The organism is Pseudomonas arsenicoxydans, assembly GCF_900103875.1.
Taxonomy (GTDB): domain Bacteria; phylum Pseudomonadota; class Gammaproteobacteria; order Pseudomonadales; family Pseudomonadaceae; genus Aquipseudomonas; species Aquipseudomonas arsenicoxydans.
The window spans coordinates 952,941-970,576 of record NZ_LT629705.1 but is presented as its reverse complement, the minus strand read 5'-3'; the positions used below and the strand labels follow the sequence as shown (position 1 = coordinate 970,576).

The following is a 17,636-nucleotide window of genomic DNA, read 5'->3' as shown; positions in this document are numbered from 1 at the left end:
TGAATCACCAATCAGTGAGACATTCATCATGCGCAGGTTGATGTTATTGCTCGCTGCCAGCGTCGTTGCCGGCTGCCAGAGCCCGTTGCCGGCGGTGAACCCGCAAATGGCCTGGGTGGATTTTTCTACACCGTTCCCCAACGACAAATTGCTCATGGCCGAACGACTGGATAAGCAGCGAATGCCTGACGGGCGTTTTTTTCAAGTGACGCCCGGCAGCCATGAGCTGATTGTTCGATTCGACTTCGAAGTGCCCGGAGGGGGCGGCCCGAGTTTGATGGATGGTCCTTCGGAGCGGCTGTGCTACCTGACCATCCAATACGATCATTTCGAAGCCGGCCAGCGTTACGTGCTGGTAGGTCAGTCGATGGCGTTTACCCCCGGTGCCAGGTTGTATAACGCCAAGCGGGAAATCGTCGCCGAAGATCGAGAATCCTATTGCCTCATGTGAGGCGGATCAGCGGTCGTTCTTCTGGTAGATGATTTTCTTGGAACCGCCGTCGCACGAACCGACAACCATGTTCTGATCGTGCACTTCATCGTTGGTGACGATTTCCAGGGTATAGGACGACACGTTATTGGCCTGGATCTTGGCTTCGATCTCGGCCTTGAGTTCTTCACAGGATTTCGTTGCCGCCAGAGCCGATGTGGCCAGTGCACAACACATAATCGCCAAGGCAAAACGTTTCATGGTGAGGCTCCATTGAGGCAGCGCGCAAGGACCTGCGTTTCAGCTGCTGTCATTTATTCGACCACAGTTTTGCAAAGCGAGTTCTGACATCGCTCACATGTTGAGCCGTTGGGAGGGTGTCGTTTATAAGTTCGCCATCGCGAGCAGGCTCGCTCCCCACACCTTGAATGCATTCCAGATGTGGGGAGCGAGCCTGCTCGTGAAGACGTCAGTACCTGGGTTATCAGCTAACCAGCGTTGCATCCAGGCTGATTTTCGCATTCAGCACTTTGGACACCGGGCAGCCTTCTTTGGCTTTATTGCTCAACTCCTCGAACTGCGCTTGGGTGGCCCCAGGAATTTTCGCCTTGAGGATCAACTTCACAGCGGTGATCGCAAACCCCCCCTCGACCTGATACAGGGTAACTTCGGCGTTGGTGTCGATGCTGTCAGCCTTGAGGCCGGCATCGCCGAGGATCATCGAAAACGCCATGGAGAAACAGCCTGCGTGGGCTGCGCCGATAAGCTCTTCAGGATTGGTGCCTTTGCCGCCTTCGAAACGAGCCTTGAAACCATAAGGCGCTTCTCTGAGTACGCCGGTTTCAGTGGAGATCGAGCCGATGCCGGTTTTCAGGTCACCTTCCCAATGAGCCGATGCTTTCTTCGTGATAGCCATGTCTGCCTCCTCAAGATCCGGTGCGGAATGTCGCACCTTCGTGGTTTTCGGTTGCTAGGGTTCTGAGGATAGACGGAGGCGCAAAGTTCACCTGATCTCATTATTCCTACTATTTCCGTAGGTTTTTTTGGCGCGGCTATTGAAACTCGGGTATATGCCCTCATTGCATGGAACACGCTTATGGATTTGGCAGGTTTTCGTTCGCGAGAAAAAACCTGCGACCTCAATTGGAGAAGCAGGTTTATGAAACGATTGTCCGATATCAAGTTTTCGACCCTCGATCTGGTGCCCGTGCGCGAGAATGGCAGTGCGGCCCAGTCGCTGCGTAATTCGCTGGACCTTGCGCAACATGTCGAGAAATTCGGTTACAACCGCTTCTGGGTCGCCGAACACCACAACATGGACGGCATCGCCAGTTCGGCCACCTCGGTATTGCTGGGTTATCTGGCCGGCGGCACGTCGACCATTCGGGTCGGTTCCGGCGGTGTGATGCTGCCCAACCACGCGCCGTTGGTGATTGCCGAGCAATTCGGCACCCTCGAGAGCCTCTACCCGGGACGGATCGATCTGGGCCTGGGCCGTGCGCCCGGTTCCGATCAAATGACCGCGCGGGCGCTGCGTCGTGAACGCTCTGGCAGTGCTGACGATTTCCCCGAGGACGTCGCCGAACTGATGCGATACCTCGGGCCACGGACGCCGGACCAGCGAATCATCGCTATGCCGGGCACCGGGACCAATGTCCCGGTCTGGCTGCTGGGCTCCAGCCTGTTCAGCGCACAACTGGCCGGTGAACGCGGTTTGCCCTACGCGTTCGCCTCGCATTTCGCACCGCGCTTCATGCATGAAGCGATTCGCGTCTACCGCAATCACTTCAAGCCTTCAGCGGTGCTGGATAAACCCTACGTGATGCTCGGTGTGCCGCTGGTGGCAGCTGACACCGATGAGCAAGCGGATTACCTGGCGACATCGGTCTACCAACGTATTCTTGCCTTGATGCGCGGCCAGAGCCTGGTGCAACGTCCGCCGGTGAAGACCATGGATGGCCTGTGGCTGCCCCATGAAAAAGAAGCCGTTGGCGATTTCCTCGGCCTTGCGATGGTGGGCGGCCCACAGAAAATCCGCGCCAAACTGGAAGTGCTGGTCGAGCAGACCCAGGCTGACGAGCTGATCTTCACCTGTGATCTGTACGAACACGCCGATCGCGTGCATTCCTATGAGTTGCTGGCGCAGGTCATGAAGGGCTGAGGCTCCGACGCCGCTACACAAAAAGCCGACGCATTGCGTCGGCTTTTCGATTTGTAAGGGACATCAGCCTTTCTTGTAGACGATTTCCTTGGCGCCTTTTTCGCATTTTCCGACGACTTTACCGCCGGCCGCCGCGCCTTTATCGACGATTTCCAGTGAGTAACCGGAAACGCCCTTGGCATCAAGTTTCGCCGCGATTTCGGCTTTCAGTTCTTCACACGATTTGCCATCAGCAAAGGCTGTCCCCGCAAGGCTCAATAAACCTACCGCCAAAATAAGATTCTTCATTGGTCGCATTTCCGGTCGGATCAAAGGGAGCATCCAGCCATGGGCCAGAGGCACTCATGTAGCGCTTTGCCATTTCCCTATGGCACTCGGCCAGCGCGCAAGTGCAGAAGACTAGCTCAAAGTCAGCTGCTGGCAATCCGGAAGCCGACTTTGAGAGTTACCTGGAAATGTGCCGCTTTGCCGTCTTTGATGTGGCCACGGGTTTCGGTGACTTCGAACCATTCCAGATGCTTGATGCTCTTATTGGCTTCGGCCAGTGCATTGTTGATCGCGTCTTCGATACTGGACGTGGACGAGCCAACCAGTTCGACTTTTTTGTAGGTGTGGTGATCAGTCATGGGGCGTTCTCCTCAGGGTGTGAAATACAGCCTAGCAGTGATTTTTCGTCTTACTTCTGTCGGCTGATGCCACCCATAAGTTCAGATTTACTGCACTTTCTCGAACCGTTGAAGTCCCAACCAACACACGCAACTCATATCAATGAAGGAGAGCCACCATGGCCAACACCTCTTTACGTAAAGCCTCATTGCAAAGCATGGAAGCCGAGATCGAGAGTCTGCTCAAATCGTTGGAAAGCTTGAAAGACGATGCCTCGGACGAGTCGCGTAAAACCCTTAAGGCGCTTAAAAGCAACGCCGAGAACGCGCTGAAACACTCGCGCCATCTGCTTAGTGATGCGTATGAGGAAGTTAAAGTCAAAACCCGCGAAACCGGGATTGCCACTCGGGACTACGCCCAGGAACATCCTTGGACTACCGCTGGTGTCGCTGTCGGTGCCCTCGGTCTGCTCGCGGCGTACCTGTTGTGCAAGCGCGGTGACTAATCTGGTTGGCGCAGCTCATTCTTGAGCCATTGCGCCAATTGCCGAGCGCGCCCGTCCGCGGCGCGCTTGGGTAGCCACAACGCCAGTTGCGCCGGGGTTTCACTGAAGCCCCATGGCGCAACCAGGCGACCGGCCTTCAAATCCTCGGCCACCAGCGGCTCAGGCGCAATCGCCACGCCCAGTCCTGCGACCGCAGCTTCCAGCAAATAATATAAATGCTCAAAACCCTGACCGTACTTCAACGCCTTGGCGTCGAGGCCGTTTTGCTGTGCCCAGCTCGGCCAAGCCTGCGGGCGCGATGTGGTGTGCAGCAACGGCTCGGTCAGCAGCGCGCTGGCCGGTGCACCTTGCAGCCTTTCGTAACCCGCGAAGCGCGGGCTCATCACAGGGCCGATCCGTTCGCTGACCAGCTCGTAGACTTGCATGTCTGCCGGCCATGGCGGCTCGGCAAACACCAATAAGGCATCGAGCCCCGGCCGACGCGGATCCAGATCGCCTTCCCCCGCCGACAGGTGCAGGCGCAGGTCCGGCAAGTCAGTATTCAGTCGACCCAAGCGCGGAATAAACCAGCGCGCCAGCAAGCTGCCCGAGCAACCCAGGACGAATGGCGCATCGGCGGTGCTTTGGGTCAGCTCGGCGCATACCGTGCGTAAACGCTCGAAGGCTTCGCTGCTGGCATCACGCAAACGCACGCCGGCATCTGTGAGTTTCAGGCCGCGGCCATCCTTGATGAACAGGCTGACGCCCAAGTGTTCTTCAAGCACTTTGAGTTGCCGGCTGACGGCACCATGAGTGACGTGCAGCTGTTCGGCGGCCTGACTGACGCTATTCAAGCGGGCAGTGGCCTCGAAAGCGCGAAGGGCGTTCAGCGGGGGGAGGTCGTGGCTCATGTGATCTGTGAGTTTTCCTGACAGGTTGCTGCGATCTTATCGGTTTTCAGGCCTGGGCGTCAGGGGTAGAGTGATCGTCATTGTCATCTAACGAATCCAACCGGAGCGACCCATGACCCAGACTAATTTGCGTACCGGCCCCGATGCCAACGGCCTGTTTGGCTCGTTCGGCGGCCGCTACGTTGCCGAAACCCTGATGCCGTTGGTCCTGGACCTGGCCCGTGAATACGAGTTGGCCAAGGAAGATCCGGCATTCAAAGAAGAATTGGCCTACTTCCAGCGCGATTACGTCGGACGTCCAAGCCCACTGTATTTCGCTGAGCGCCTGACCGAGTTCTGCGGCGGTGCGAAGATTTATCTAAAGCGTGAAGAGCTCAACCACACCGGCGCGCACAAGATCAATAACTGCATCGGCCAGATCCTGCTGGCGCGGCGCATGGGCAAGAAACGCATCATTGCCGAGACCGGCGCCGGCATGCATGGCGTGGCGACTGCCACCGTTGCCGCACGCTTCGGCCTGGATTGCGTGATCTACATGGGCACCACGGACATCGAACGTCAGCAGGCCAACGTGTTCCGCATGAAGCTGCTGGGCGCTGAAGTGATTCCGGTCGTGGCCGGCACCGGTACGCTCAAAGACGCGATGAACGAAGCCCTGCGTGACTGGGTAACCAACGTCGACAACACGTTCTACCTGATCGGTACCGTCGCCGGTCCGCACCCTTATCCCGCCATGGTCCGTGATTTCCAGGCCGTGATCGGTAAAGAAACCCGTGATCAACTGCAGGCTCAGGAAGGCCGCCTGCCGGACAGTTTGGTGGCGTGCATCGGTGGCGGTTCCAACGCCATGGGCCTGTTTCACCCGTTCCTGGACGACAAAAGCGTCGAGATCATTGGTGTCGAAGCCGCCGGATACGGTATCGAAACCGGCAAGCATGCCGCCAGCCTGAACGGCGGCGTACCGGGTGTGCTGCACGGCAACCGTACTTTCCTGCTGCAGGACGACGATGGCCAGATCATCGACGCCCACTCGATTTCTGCCGGCCTCGACTATCCAGGCATCGGCCCTGAACACGCCTGGTTGCATGACATCGGTCGCGTCCAGTACACCTCGGTCACCGATCACGAAGCCCTCGACGCGTTCCATAAATGCTGCCGCCTGGAAGGGATCATTCCTGCACTGGAAAGCGCCCACGCCTTGGCCGAAGTGTTCAAGCGCGCGCCGACCCTGCCTAAAGATCACCTGATGGTGGTCAACCTGTCCGGTCGTGGCGATAAAGACATGCAAACCGTGATGCACCATATGGAAAACTCTCAACAAGAGCACTCCCAGCAGGAGAAACACTGATGAGCCGCCTGCAAACGCGTTTTGCCGAACTCAAGGAACAAAATCGTGCCGCTCTGGTGACCTTCGTCACCGCCGGCGACCCGAGCTATGACACGTCCCTGGCGATCCTCAAAGGCTTGCCCGGTGCGGGTGCCGACGTGATTGAGCTGGGTATGCCCTTCACCGATCCGATGGCCGATGGCCCGGCGATCCAGTTGGCGAACATTCGTGCGCTGGGCGCCAAGCAGAACCTGGCGAAAACCCTGCAAATGGTTCGCGAGTTCCGTGAAGGCAACAGCGATACGCCGCTGGTGCTGATGGGTTACTTCAACCCGATTCACATGTATGGCGTGCCACGTTTCATTGCCGACGCCAAGGCAGCCGGCGTTGATGGCCTGATCGTGGTCGACTTGCCGCCAGAGCATAACGCTGAGCTGTGCGATCCGGCTCAGGCAGCGGGCCTGGACTTCATCCGTCTGACGACACCGACGACCGATGATGTGCGACTGCCGACCGTTCTCAATGGCAGCTCGGGCTTTGTCTACTACGTGTCCGTCGCCGGCGTGACCGGTGCGGGCGCGGCGACACTGGAACACGTGGAAGAAGCGGTGGCGCGTCTGCGTCGTCACACCGATCTGCCGATCAGCATCGGTTTCGGCATTCGGACACCGGAACAAGCGGCGGCCATCGCACGCCTGGCGGATGGTGTTGTGGTGGGTTCGGCACTGATCGATCACATCGCCAATGCCTCGACGCCGGAACAGGCAGTGGATGGGGTGTTGAGTCTTTGCGCGGCATTGGCCGATGGCGTGCGTAAGGCCCGCGTCAGCTGAAGGTAAAGTTCCTGATACAGAGGAATTAGCGCCTCGCCGCACACACTAAATAGCAAGACCGAGGGCTTCAGGACACCGTTCTGAAGCCCTTTTTGCTGTATGTGCAGTGAGGAAAGACCTGATGAAAATGCCGAAACGTCTGATTGCCAGTCTGGGTGTGCTGATGCTCAGTGCCACCCCGCTGCTGCATGCGAGCGCCGATCAGCGTGACGATTATGACCACGGCGGCCAGCAGCAGGGCCATTACGATAACCGTGGAGATAATCGTGGTGATGATCACCGTGGTCCGCAGGACAACCGTCGCGGCGGCCCTCCTCCGCGAGACTTCGGGCCGGTGCGCCAGACCATTCACGACAATCATGGCTATTTCGTAAGAGGGGCGCCGCCACCTCCAGGTATTCGCCTGGTTCGTGGCCGGCCTTTGCCTCATGGCTATTACGGCGAACGCCTGGATAACCGCGCCTTGGGCCGTCTGCCGTATTACCCTGGTTACGAATGGCGCCGTGCGGGCGGCGACATTGTATTGATCGCCGTGGGCACCGGGATTGTCTATGAGATTCTGGAAGGCGTGCTTTGATTTAACCAGCAGGCAACATAAAGGCTTCGTGGATCATCCACGAAGCCTTTTTTTTATGGCAATTCCAATCCGCCCGCCGCCTTGTGCAGCTTGCGCAAATGTTCGCCAATCTGTTTCAGGTTGGCTTCATTGGCGGCCATCTCTGCCGCACGATCCGGATCGAGCAGCGCCCGGACTTCCTTGTCCAGATCACCCGTTAGCAACTGAAGCTGCTTCTGGCGCAGACTGCTTTCCGACTCCAGGCGCTGCCATTCACTCGGCTGAGGCAAACCATATCCGCCGGTACCCAGTAGCTCTGCCGGACGGCTGAGGAAGCCGCTATTGGCGAGAATCTGTTGCAAGGTTGCATTGGCCTTGTCCATCCCGCCGTTCTTCAACTCTCTGGCACCCAGATAGCGCTGTTTCACTTCATCCTGGGCCAACACCAACTGCTGACGGAAGCTCGCCTGCTCCAGCAACAGCAATGCCGCACTGGTGCGCAAATCAGCCTGTTCGAACCATTGACGGCGATCGACGGCTTTTAAAGCCAGCCAGTCCTCGACCTTCTCCTGCTTGATCGGCAAATGCTTTTTCAGCACGTCGAACATCGCCTGATAGCGATCGCGGAAGGAGTCGAAGCGATAACCCAGGCGAAGGGCTTCTCGCGGATCATCCAGCACGCTGGTATCTGCCAGCCCCCGGCCCTTGAGCACTTCCAGCAAGCCGTTAGGCATGATGCTGTCGAGCCCGACCAGTTGCGCATTGTTGGTGCCGCTGCGCAGTAACTTCAGACCCTCCACTGCGCAGTTGTTGGACAGGAAAAAATAGTTGCCGTCGTAACTCCAGTGCATCTCGGCGGCGTGTTCTACCACGTCTTCGATCTCGCGGCGGGACAGATTCAGAGGCACCGACGCCAGACTGCGCAACTCGGTCTTGGTGTACTCATCGATCACTTGGGACAGCGGCAGGACGAACAGACGCGACGGGTATTTGCCGACTAAGCCATCCCAGCTCGAGAGCTGCACGTCACCGACAAAGGCGCGGTAGGACAAGACCAGATGCTGGTCCAGATCCAGACGACAGTCCGGTCCCCGCGGCCGCCCTGGCGCGCAGATCACCAGGCGCAACATGCTGTGACCCCAGCGGCTGACCCAGTTCTGGTTGGCTTCGGCCAACAGATAGTCGACGGCATACACCCGTTCCGGATCGACCTGTCCCAGCGGTTGTTTGGCGAAGTCGTTGCCGGCGTTCAGGAAGGCGAAGGATTTGGCGCAAGTGTCTTTGGCGGCGGGCGCCCAACCGAAGTGTTCTTTGTAATAGCGATACAGCGCAGGACGCCGGCAGGCATAGCTCGGGTCGAGGAGGAAATACTCCATGTTGACCGCGACGAACTCCTTGGGGCTGCTCGTCTCGTAGATGTCCGGGCTGCGGGCAATTTGTCGGTTGTGTTGTTCACGCTCGCCACGGCGACCGACGTATTGCTGCCATCCGGCCAGATCCAGCAGACGAGGGTCATCGCTCAAGGTAAAACGCCGTGCGGACTGGCCTCGGCATTCATCGGGCAAGCCAATCAGGCCTGAACTGTCATTACGTCGGGTGCAACGCTGGATCAGCTTGCGCTCCGCTTCGGGCCATAGGCGTGAGCGATCATAAATATGGGTGAGTTCATGCAGCACCGTGGCGAGCATTTCGCGGCGGACGGTGCCATGGGGGCGATAGGTCTTCTTTGTCGCGGCACTGCCATCGGTGAGGCTGGCGAGCAAGTTGCGGTTCAGGTCGAGTTCAGAGACCAGCGACGCCTGACCGAAAGCATTGCTTGGCATGTCATCGGTCCAGCCGACATCAATGCGCCGGTCCAGTTGCTCAATGAAGCGTGGCGGCAAGGCCTGCATGGCTTCATCAAGCAACGTTTGGCTGGCCTGCTGTTGTTCAGGGCTCAGGCCTTCAGTCTTGAGCCGTAATTGCAGGCTCGCCTGAGCCGTGTTGCAAAGCAGCAACATTACCCCGGCTAGCAGCCAGGCGCCGGGCAACTTCACAGTGCGAGGATGGCTTCGGCGAGTACCTGATCACTGGCGTCGCGGGCTTCCGGTACGCGGATGCGCAAGGTGTTGAAGGCCGCTTCCAGGTGAGCGCCGCGTATGTCGCCGTCGCTGGCAACGAAACTGGCTGCATCGTCGTGGGCTTCGCGGATGATCTTGGAGTCGCGGATGGACGTCGTGGTATCAGACGTGAAATCGAGCGTGCGCCGGGTGGCATTGATGAGGATGTTACTGGTGGCAACCAGGGTTTGCGCGTGGGCTGCGTCGGCCAACAGCAGCAGGCCAAGAGTGGCGGCGATCAGGGGGTTACGCATGGAGCAGCTCCGCAAGAACAAGGATAACTATTGGACGAGAATTGCCTGCGCCAGTTCAAGGTCGCTCGCATGAAGTTTTGGTTGGGTTTGGCGCAGGTAAATCAGCGCCGACTCCAGCCGCGCTCCGCGTAGCTGGCCGTCACTGGCAACGAACGCCGCAGCGTCATCGTGCGCAGCCAGGAGCAGCTTACGGTCGAAGGGGGCAGCGGTCACCATGCTGGTGGCGTAACCCGTGGCGACAATGCCTTGCGTGGACAGGTTGAAGGCGTCGTAGGCAAGCGTTGAGCCCGACCAAAAGGCCGGGAGAATGAGCGAAATAAAAACAAGCTTTGAAATAAATCGCATGGGACTCGATTGCCAAAAGCGAGTCCCAAGGCTAGCTCAACGCCCGGTTTAGAGCCAGCGTCGAAACATTGGGACACGACCAGCGTATCCCATGAACGGGGCGCTTAGATTGTCAGAATAGCCTGGGCCAGTTGTGCATCGGTTGCGTTCAGCTGAGGGGCCTGGCGACGAATGAAGTCGAATGCGCTTTCCAGTTTCACACCACGAATGGCGCCTTCGCTGGCCACGTAGCTAGCGGCGTCGTCACGGGCGGCGCGAACAATCTTGTTATCGCGAAAGGAAGAGGTGACATCCGAGGTTGCATCGGAGCTGGACTTCAGCGCGCCAACCACTGCATCTGTGGTCACGATAAAGCTGGATGCGTGAGAATTTGCAGCCACGGCAAGCAGGGCTGCGGCGCTGAGCAGACGAAGACGGGACATGGTGTAACTCCTTTGGATAACCGAATGTGAGGTGATGAAGCAGCTGTTGGATCAGACGCTTGTCATGCAGCGCTCGCCACGTTCTGGTTGGGATATTAGGCCTGCTTTTATCGCTTCGAATAGTCCTGTCTTTCAGCGAAGAACGTCAACGCCAGAACGGTTTGTCCAATTCATTCAGGCGATCGGCGTGGCTAATGCCCAGGTCCGAGAGTTGATGTTCATTCATTTGGCCCAGCAAACGCCGGGTTCGAGCGCGCTCAAGGCTGCCAGCGAACGCCGTCAGCAATCCTTTTAGTCTGCGTAATTGCAGTTTGGATTGAAGGGCAGGGGCACAATCACTTTGAAAGTCTTCCATGACGCAGTCCTTTTGCCGTTGAGTCAGGACGCTCATGTTGATGCCGCTGGTGATGCAGCAACAGATACACTGTCGTAAAATTGTACCGGCTCAAAACACAGTTTATCTAAACTGTACCTGTTCTCTGCTATCCCTTCTGTATAGCTGCATTCCGATGCCGAAAACGACAAAGCCCGTCGTGGTTTCCCACGACGGGCTCTGTTTTTTCAATTTGGATGCTGGCGGTGGACCCGGTGGGTCAGGGCCAGCGACGCTAAGTTAGCGCCAGAACGGCTTGCTCAGCTCTTCGTAGCGTTGTGCTTCGCTAATCCCGGCATCAGCCAGCAGACGCGAATCCAGGCGAGCCAGTTGATGGCGGCTGGAGATGCGGCGCTGCCACAGCATCAGGTTGGCAATAACGCGCAGAGGCATGGAAGCCTGGGATTTTGCAGCAGTGTCTTCGAAGAACAGTTCGGAACTGAGTGTACGTTCCATGATTGACATCCTTCCGCTTATGGCGGGATTAGGTAGTGGTTTAACTGATGCCAATGATCCTCTCGTTTGGCCAGTCCCTGTAGATACAGTTCACTTGTATTGTGAGGGACCAGTTAACTGTTAATAGGCGGTGTACTGGTCGAAATTGAGGCAACTGTACTTGTCCGCACCAATAAAGGGCAAAAATGCTTGTCTTACACGATTTGGTAGGCCGATACGGTAGGAAATGACCGGTACAGAAGTACAGTTTTAAACAGAATGGAAGGAGGCGAGGGCAGCTGACACAACTGTGTTTGTGTCAGCTGTATTTTCCTGGATCAGACCGCCAGCATTCGCCCGGTTTCTTCCAGGTTCATGTGCCAGCTCAGGGCGTCGCGCAGGATGTGCGGTGTATGCCCACCCAATGCGCAAGCAGCCGTAAAGTAGTCATCCAGTGCCTGGCGATAATCCGGGTGCACACAGTTATCGATGATGACCCGGGCGCGCTCACGTGGCGCCAGGCCCCGCAAGTCCGCCAGGCCAATTTCGGTAACGAGGATGTCGACGTCATGCTCCGTGTGATCGACGTGGCTGACCATAGGCACCACGCTGGAGATCGCGCCGCCCTTGGCGATGGACTTAGTGACGAAGATCGCCAGGTGCGCGTTGCGCGCGAAGTCCCCGGAGCCACCGATACCGTTCATCATCCGCGTGCCGCAGACGTGAGTGGAGTTGACGTTGCCGTACAGGTCGAACTCCAGCGCCGTATTGATGCCGATGATGCCTAGCCGGCGTACCACTTCCGGGTGGTTTGAGATTTCCTGAGGCCGCAGAACCAGTTTGTCCTTATAGCGTTCGAGGTTGCCGAACACATCGGCGTTACGCCGGCTCGACAAGGTAATCGAACTGCCGGAAGCAAAACTCAGTTTGCCGGCATCGATCAGGTCAAAGGTCGAATCCTGCAGCACTTCGGAGTACATGGTCAGGTCTTCGAACGGCGAGTCGATCAGGCCGCACATTACCGAGTTAGCGATGGTACCGATGCCGGCCTGCAATGGGCCGAGCTTGTTGGTCATTCGCCCTGCGGCAACCTCCTGCTTGAAGAAGCCGATCAAATGGTCGGCAATGGCTTGGGTGTCGACGTCCGGCGGCAGGACAGTGGATGGGGAGTCGGACTGATTGGTGATCACAATCGCGACGATCTTTTCCGGCGGGATCGGTATTGCGGTGCTGCCAATACGATCGTCGACCTTCACCAGCGGAATCGGCGTACGCGTCGGGCGATAGGTAGGGATATAGATGTCGTGCAGACCTTCCAGATTCGGGTTGTGCGCCAGGTTGATCTCAACGATCACGTGTTTGGCGAAAATCGCGAAGCTGGCTGAGTTGCCCACGGACGTGGTCGGGACGATGTGGCCTTGCTCGGTGATCGCCACGGCTTCAATCACCGCGATGTCCGGCAGTTTGAGCTGCTGGTTACGTAGCGACTCCACGGTTTCCGAGAGATGCTGGTCAATGAACATCACTTCGCCGGCATTAATAGCCTTGCGTAGTGTGCTGTCGACCTGGAACGGCATGCGTCGCGACAGTACACCCGCTTCGGTGAGCTGTTTATCGAGGTCGTTGCCCAGGCTGGCGCCGGTCATCAACGTGATTTTCAGTGGAGTGATTTTGGCGCGTTCGGCCAATGCGTGAGGTACGGCCTTGGCTTCGCCGGCACGTGTGAAACCACTCATGCCGACGGTCATGCCGTCCTCAATCAGAGCGGCAGCGTCAGCGGCGCTCATCACCTTATCCAACAACGAAGGCAAGCGAATACGATCACGGTACATGGATTGTTATCTCGGGTAACGGAAGCAAGGTCTGCAGTCTAGTGATTTCAGAAAAATTCCTCCCGCTACCATGGTCGAATGCAGAGCGCTGATTTAGAGCCTTTGGTCGGGTTTCATGAGGAATAAAAAAACCCCAGCCTACTAAAGGCCGGGGTTTTGGGTATTGCGTTGGAGCAGTTTTTACTCGACTGCTTTAACCATGTCTTCAATGACTTTCTTGGCGTCGCCGAACACCATCATGGTTTTGTCGAGGTAGAACAGTTCGTTGTCCAGGCCGGCATAGCCGCTGGCCATCGAGCGTTTGTTGACGATGATGGTCTTGGCCTTGAATGCCTCGAGAATCGGCATGCCGGCAATCGGCGATTTCGGGTCATTCTTCGCGGCCGGGTTGACCACATCGTTGGCGCCGAGCACCAGCACCACGTCGGCCTGACCGAACTCGGAGTTGATGTCTTCCATCTCGAACACCTGGTCGTAAGGCACTTCTGCCTCCGCCAGCAACACGTTCATGTGGCCAGGCATCCGACCGGCAACCGGGTGGATCGCATACTTCACGGTCACGCCGCGATGGGTCAGCTTCTCGGTCAGTTCTTTCAGCGCGTGTTGCGCCCGTGCCACCGCCAGGCCGTAGCCCGGAACGATGATCACGGTGTCGGCGTTGGTCAGCAGGAAGGTCGCGTCGTCAGCCGAGCCAGACTTCACCGGACGAGCTTCTTTCGAACCAGCAGGGCCGGCCGCGTCCGCCGTGTTGCCGAAACCGCCGAGCAGTACATTAAAGAACGAACGGTTCATCGCCTTGCACATGATGTACGAGAGGATTGCACCGGACGAACCCACCAGCGAGCCTGCGATGATCAGCATCGAGTTGTTCAGCGAGAAGCCGATACCTGCCGCCGCCCAGCCGGAGTAACTGTTGAGCATCGACACCACGACCGGCATGTCTGCGCCGCCGATCGGGATGATGATCAGTACGCCCAGTACGAACGCCAGGGCCAGCATCAGGGCGAAAGCGCTGAGGTTGCCGGTCAGCATGAAGGTCACGCCGAGAGCCAGTGTTGCCAGGCCCAGCAGCAGGTTCAGCTTGTGTTGACCGCCAAACTGTACCGGTGCGCCTTGGAACAGACGGAACTTGTACTTGCCGGACAACTTGCCGAACGCGATGACCGAACCGGAGAAGGTGATTGCACCGATGGCCGCGCCGAGGAACAGCTCCAGACGGTTACCCGCCGGAATCGAATCGCCCAGTTGTTTCACGATGCCCAAGGATTGCGGCTCGACCACAGCGGCAATGGCAATGAACACCGCAGCCATACCAATCATGCTGTGCATGAAGGCGACCAGTTCCGGCATCTTGGTCATTTCAACGCGTTTGGCCATGATCGAACCGGCGGTGCCGCCGACCAACAGACCAACGATGACGTAGCCAATGCCAGCCGTGGCCAACTCAGCGCCCAGCTTATAGATGAGGCCGACGGTGGTGAGGATCGCCAGCGCCATGCCGAGCATGCCGTACACATTGCCGCGCCGCGACGTGGTCGGGTGCGACAGGCCTTTGAGGGCCTGGATGAAGCAGATCGACGCGATCAAGTAGAGCGTCGTGACAAGGTTCATGCTCATTACTTGGGCGCCTCTTCTTTTACGGCTTTCGGGGCTTTTTTCTTGAACATCTCAAGCATCCTGCGGGTGACCAGGAAGCCACCAAACACGTTCACTGCAGCCAGAGCGACCGCCAGGGTGCCCATGGTTTTGCCCAGCGGCGTCACGGTCAGTGCGGCGGCCAGCATGGCACCGACAATGACAATCGCCGAGATGGCGTTGGTCACGGCCATCAGGGGGGTGTGCAGCGCAGGCGTTACGTTCCAGACCACGTGATAACCGACATAAATCGCCAGCACGAAGATGATCAGGTTGTAGATACCGGGGGAGATAAGCTCTTCCATCGTCTGAATCCCTGCTTAGGCGTTTTTGCGGATGACTTGGCCGTCGCGGCACATCAGGCACGCGGCGACGATGTCGTCTTCTAGGTTCACTTCAAACTGACCTTCCTTGTTGAAGACCAGCTTCAGGAAGTCCAGCAAGTTGCGGGCGTACAGGGCCGATGCATCTGCCGCGACTTCACCGGCGAGGTTGGTCGGGCCGCAAATGGTCACGCCATTTTCGACGACGACCTGGTCGGCCACGGTCAGCGGGCAGTTGCCGCCCTGGGCTGCTGCGAGGTCAATGACCACCGACCCAGGCTTCATCTGCGCCACGGTCTCGGCGCTCAACAGCGTCGGAGCCTTGCGACCCGGGATCAGTGCGGTGGTGATGACGATGTCGGCCTGCTTGGCGCGTTCGTGCACAGCCAGGGCCTGACGTTGCATCCAGCTGGCAGGCATTGGTCGCGCATAACCGCCGACACCGACGGCACATTCGCGCTCTTCATCGGTTTCGTAAGGGACGTCGACGAACTTGGCGCCCAGAGATTCGATCTGCTCTTTAACCGCCGGACGCACGTCGGACGCTTCGATCACCGCACCCAGACGTTTCGCCGTGGCGATCGCCTGCAAACCGGCTACACCAGCACCGAGAATCAGCACGCGCGCCGCTTTCACGGTGCCCGCAGCAGTCATCAGCATCGGCATAAAGCGAGGGTAGTAGTGAGCGGCCAGCAGTACGGCTTTATAACCGGCGATGTTCGCTTGGGAGGACAGCACATCCAGGCTTTGGGCGCGGGAGGTGCGTGGCGCAGCTTCCAGCGCGAACGCGGTAATGCCGCACTCGGCCAGTTTGGCAATGGTTTCATTGCTGAACGGGTTGAGCATGCCCACCACAACGGTGCCGCTTTTAATCAGCGTCAGCTCGCTGTCGCTGGGAGCGACTACCTTTAGAATCAGCTCGGCACCAAACGCGTCGTTGGCGCTGCCGATGGTTGCGCCTGCCGCTTCATAGGCACTGTCGACAACACTGGCTTTAATGCCGGCGCCGCTTTGTACAGTGACCTTATGACCCTGGCCGATCAGCTTCTTGATGGTTTCCGGGGTTGCAGCAACCCGTGTTTCACCCGTCTGGGTTTCGAGAGGAACACCAATGTGCACGTCAAATCTCCTGCGTGATCTTATTGAGTAAACCCAGGCACTACGGATGGTGCGGCTGGGGCGGCCGATCAGCACGATCCCGCTAAATCAGGGCGGGGCGCGGCATTTTGCAGGCGAACTTTGCACCCTTCAAGGGATTATGACGGGTGACGGAAAATTAACTACAAGTCACCCCGTGACCGAATGTCGCAACCGACTGCCTCAATCCCTTACAGGCCGTGCCTTACAAGGATTTTGGCGAAAATTAAAGAATTTACGCATCCGCACCGTGAATGAGGTGTTATTGCCCACCAATAGAGGCTCAAAGCCACGTCGATAGGCGCTTGTGGGACGTTTGTACTGCTTTTCGGTACAGTCTGCGAATATGCGACAAATACTTATATCTGTAGGGCTTTGGTTTTGCTGACTACGAGGTCAACAAAAAGCGCTCACCCTTTATCCTTCTAGGCTGTAGCTCTGCGCCTGGTTAACCAGCCAATCACGAAAAGCGCGAAGAGACGCCGATTCGACCTTTCGCTCCGGAATCATCAGGTAATAGGCCTTGATGCTCGACAGTGCCTGGGGGTTGGCAATCACCAAGTGCTTCTCGGCCAATTCGCGTTGAATCAGAAACGGTGGAATCAAGGCGATCCCCATATCGTGCATCGCCGCCTGGGCAAGCATGGAGAATAGCTCGTAGCGTGGCCCTGTCATGTCTCGCGGCACATTAAGGTTTTGTGAGTTGAACCACTGGCGCCAGGCATAGGGCCGAGTGGTTTGCTGCAGCAGGGGCATGTCGGCAATTTCATCGGCTGACAGGGAGGCCTTATTACCCAGTAACGTGGGACTGCACACTGGCATCGGATTTTCACCCATCAACCTGTGGGATTCGGTACCCGACCAGTCCGCATCACCGAAGTAAATAGCGGCATCGAAGTCAGTGTCGGCAAACAGGAAGGGGCGTGTGCGGTTGGTAAGGTTGACGGTCACTTCCGGGTGTTTGTGCTGGAAGTCCTTCAGCCGTGGTAGTAGCCATTGAGTGCCAAAGGTCGGCACTACGGCCAACTCGATCACATTGGCGCCTTGTTGCCCCATCACTGAGAGCGTGTCGCGTTCGACAGCATCGAGCTGGGTAGCGACCCGGCGGCTGTAGGAAAGTCCGGCCTCGGTCAGCTTGACTCCGCGCCGCGAGCGTCGGAAGAGTTCGACGCTGAGGAACTCCTCCAGGCTGGCAATCTGTCGGCAAATTGCCCCCTGGGTGAGGGAAAGCTCCTGCGCTGCCTTGGTAAAGCTCTCGTGGCGCGCGGCCGCTTCAAAGCTGATCAGCGCAGTTGTGCTAGGGATTTTCCGGCGCATGTACTTCTACCTCACTAATGCATCGTATAAAAGCTGATTTGCGATGCTACGGAGTGAGAAATTAGCACAACAGTATGCAAAATCCTCGTTTGCTGTCACGCCGAACCCGGCCTAGGATCAGTCCCACGCAATTTGACCCGATTCGAGAGGACTCAC

General features: G+C 57.8%; 22 protein-coding genes. 6 read left to right on the top strand and 16 right to left on the bottom strand.

Annotated features, from left to right (window positions below; genetic code table 11):
* Window positions 1-28 precede the first annotated feature (28 nt).
* Window positions 29-451 carry a PA0061/PA0062 family lipoprotein gene (locus BLQ41_RS04290; RefSeq protein WP_090177321.1) on the top strand — a complete coding sequence of 141 codons (423 nt, stop codon included), beginning with the start codon at window positions 29-31 and terminating at the stop codon, window positions 449-451.
* A gap of 6 nt (window positions 452-457) precedes the next feature.
* Here the strand turns inward: BLQ41_RS04290 and BLQ41_RS04285 are convergent, their stop codons facing one another.
* Entirely contained in the window at window positions 458-691 is a 234-nt protein-coding gene (locus BLQ41_RS04285; protein ID WP_090177318.1) for a DUF1161 domain-containing protein, read from the bottom strand.
* 223 nt (window positions 692-914) lie between these two features.
* On the bottom strand, window positions 915-1,346 hold the full coding sequence (locus BLQ41_RS04280; RefSeq protein ID WP_090177315.1) for an OsmC family protein: 432 nt from the start codon (window positions 1,344-1,346) through the stop codon (window positions 915-917).
* A gap of 243 nt (window positions 1,347-1,589) precedes the next feature.
* Here BLQ41_RS04280 and BLQ41_RS04275 point away from each other — a divergent pair, with 243 nt between their 5' ends.
* Entirely contained in the window at window positions 1,590-2,591 is a 1,002-nt protein-coding gene (locus BLQ41_RS04275) for an LLM class flavin-dependent oxidoreductase (protein WP_090177312.1), read from the top strand.
* Window positions 2,592-2,654: 63 nt separating this feature from the next.
* Here the strand turns inward: BLQ41_RS04275 and BLQ41_RS04270 are convergent, their stop codons facing one another.
* Both BLQ41_RS04270 and BLQ41_RS04265 read right to left on the bottom strand, forming a co-directional pair.
* The gene (locus BLQ41_RS04270) at window positions 2,655-2,879 is read right to left on the bottom strand and encodes a DUF1161 domain-containing protein (protein ID WP_090177309.1); all 225 of its coding nucleotides are present in this window, start codon (window positions 2,877-2,879) and stop codon (window positions 2,655-2,657) included.
* A 122-nt stretch (window positions 2,880-3,001) separates the two neighbouring features.
* Complete coding sequence (locus BLQ41_RS04265; RefSeq protein WP_010465710.1) at window positions 3,002-3,217, bottom strand: dodecin; 216 nt, start codon at window positions 3,215-3,217, stop codon at window positions 3,002-3,004.
* A gap of 158 nt (window positions 3,218-3,375) precedes the next feature.
* Here BLQ41_RS04265 and BLQ41_RS04260 point away from each other — a divergent pair, with 158 nt between their 5' ends.
* Window positions 3,376-3,702 (top strand): DUF883 family protein, encoded by a 327-nt coding sequence (locus BLQ41_RS04260; protein WP_090177306.1) that lies wholly within the window; start codon window positions 3,376-3,378, stop codon window positions 3,700-3,702.
* Here the strand turns inward: BLQ41_RS04260 and BLQ41_RS04255 are convergent.
* Complete coding sequence (locus tag BLQ41_RS04255; RefSeq protein WP_090177303.1) at window positions 3,699-4,592, bottom strand: LysR family transcriptional regulator; 894 nt, start codon at window positions 4,590-4,592, stop codon at window positions 3,699-3,701. The genes BLQ41_RS04260 and BLQ41_RS04255 overlap by 4 nt on opposite strands.
* Before the next feature lie 112 nt (window positions 4,593-4,704).
* Between BLQ41_RS04255 and trpB the strand changes: the two genes are divergently transcribed.
* The 3 genes from trpB (at window position 4,705) to BLQ41_RS04240 (ending at window position 7,329) form a co-directional block, all read left to right on the top strand.
* The gene (trpB, locus tag BLQ41_RS04250) at window positions 4,705-5,940 is read left to right on the top strand and encodes a tryptophan synthase subunit beta (protein ID WP_090177299.1); all 1,236 of its coding nucleotides are present in this window, start codon (window positions 4,705-4,707) and stop codon (window positions 5,938-5,940) included.
* Window positions 5,940-6,752 carry a tryptophan synthase subunit alpha gene (gene trpA, locus BLQ41_RS04245; protein ID WP_090177296.1) on the top strand — a complete coding sequence of 271 codons (813 nt, stop codon included), beginning with the start codon at window positions 5,940-5,942 and terminating at the stop codon, window positions 6,750-6,752. Before trpB ends, trpA begins: the two co-directional genes overlap by 1 nt.
* Before the next feature lie 121 nt (window positions 6,753-6,873).
* Window positions 6,874-7,329, top strand: coding sequence for an anti-virulence regulator CigR family protein (locus BLQ41_RS04240; protein ID WP_090177293.1), 456 nt, complete (start codon window positions 6,874-6,876; stop codon window positions 7,327-7,329).
* Window positions 7,330-7,382: 53 nt separating this feature from the next.
* Here BLQ41_RS04240 and BLQ41_RS04235 read toward each other — a convergent pair whose 3' ends face one another.
* The 11 genes from BLQ41_RS04235 to BLQ41_RS04185 form a co-directional block, all read right to left on the bottom strand.
* Window positions 7,383-9,308, bottom strand: coding sequence for a DUF7844 domain-containing protein (locus tag BLQ41_RS04235; RefSeq protein WP_408003494.1), 1,926 nt, complete (start codon window positions 9,306-9,308; stop codon window positions 7,383-7,385).
* Window positions 9,309-9,340: 32 nt separating this feature from the next.
* Complete coding sequence (locus BLQ41_RS04230; protein ID WP_090177288.1) at window positions 9,341-9,661, bottom strand: DUF2388 domain-containing protein; 321 nt, start codon at window positions 9,659-9,661, stop codon at window positions 9,341-9,343.
* A gap of 27 nt (window positions 9,662-9,688) precedes the next feature.
* Window positions 9,689-10,006 carry a DUF2388 domain-containing protein gene (locus tag BLQ41_RS04225; RefSeq protein ID WP_090177286.1) on the bottom strand — a complete coding sequence of 106 codons (318 nt, stop codon included), beginning with the start codon at window positions 10,004-10,006 and terminating at the stop codon, window positions 9,689-9,691.
* A 104-nt stretch (window positions 10,007-10,110) separates the two neighbouring features.
* Window positions 10,111-10,428, bottom strand: coding sequence for a DUF2388 domain-containing protein (locus BLQ41_RS04220; protein WP_090177283.1), 318 nt, complete (start codon window positions 10,426-10,428; stop codon window positions 10,111-10,113).
* Between the two features lie 145 nt (window positions 10,429-10,573).
* A complete protein-coding gene (locus BLQ41_RS04215) occupies window positions 10,574-10,783 on the bottom strand; it encodes a DUF1127 domain-containing protein (RefSeq protein ID WP_090177280.1) in 210 nt (69 codons plus the stop codon).
* A gap of 258 nt (window positions 10,784-11,041) precedes the next feature.
* Complete coding sequence (locus BLQ41_RS04210) at window positions 11,042-11,257, bottom strand: DUF1127 domain-containing protein (protein ID WP_090177277.1); 216 nt, start codon at window positions 11,255-11,257, stop codon at window positions 11,042-11,044.
* A 317-nt stretch (window positions 11,258-11,574) separates the two neighbouring features.
* Entirely contained in the window at window positions 11,575-13,068 is a 1,494-nt protein-coding gene (locus BLQ41_RS04205; protein WP_090177274.1) for an acetyl-CoA hydrolase/transferase family protein, read from the bottom strand.
* Window positions 13,069-13,248: 180 nt separating this feature from the next.
* Window positions 13,249-14,685 (bottom strand): NAD(P)(+) transhydrogenase (Re/Si-specific) subunit beta, encoded by a 1,437-nt coding sequence (locus BLQ41_RS04200; RefSeq protein WP_059405101.1) that lies wholly within the window; start codon window positions 14,683-14,685, stop codon window positions 13,249-13,251.
* Window positions 14,685-15,008 carry an NAD(P) transhydrogenase subunit alpha gene (locus BLQ41_RS04195; RefSeq protein WP_003187010.1) on the bottom strand — a complete coding sequence of 108 codons (324 nt, stop codon included), beginning with the start codon at window positions 15,006-15,008 and terminating at the stop codon, window positions 14,685-14,687. The genes BLQ41_RS04200 and BLQ41_RS04195 overlap by 1 nt, the downstream gene beginning before the upstream one ends.
* Before the next feature lie 15 nt (window positions 15,009-15,023).
* Complete coding sequence (locus BLQ41_RS04190; RefSeq protein WP_090177270.1) at window positions 15,024-16,145, bottom strand: Re/Si-specific NAD(P)(+) transhydrogenase subunit alpha; 1,122 nt, start codon at window positions 16,143-16,145, stop codon at window positions 15,024-15,026.
* A 435-nt stretch (window positions 16,146-16,580) separates the two neighbouring features.
* Window positions 16,581-17,480: a LysR family transcriptional regulator gene (locus tag BLQ41_RS04185; protein ID WP_090177266.1), complete on the bottom strand. Its 900-nt coding sequence runs from the start codon at window positions 17,478-17,480 to the stop codon at window positions 16,581-16,583.
* Window positions 17,481-17,636: the final 156 nt, after the last annotated feature.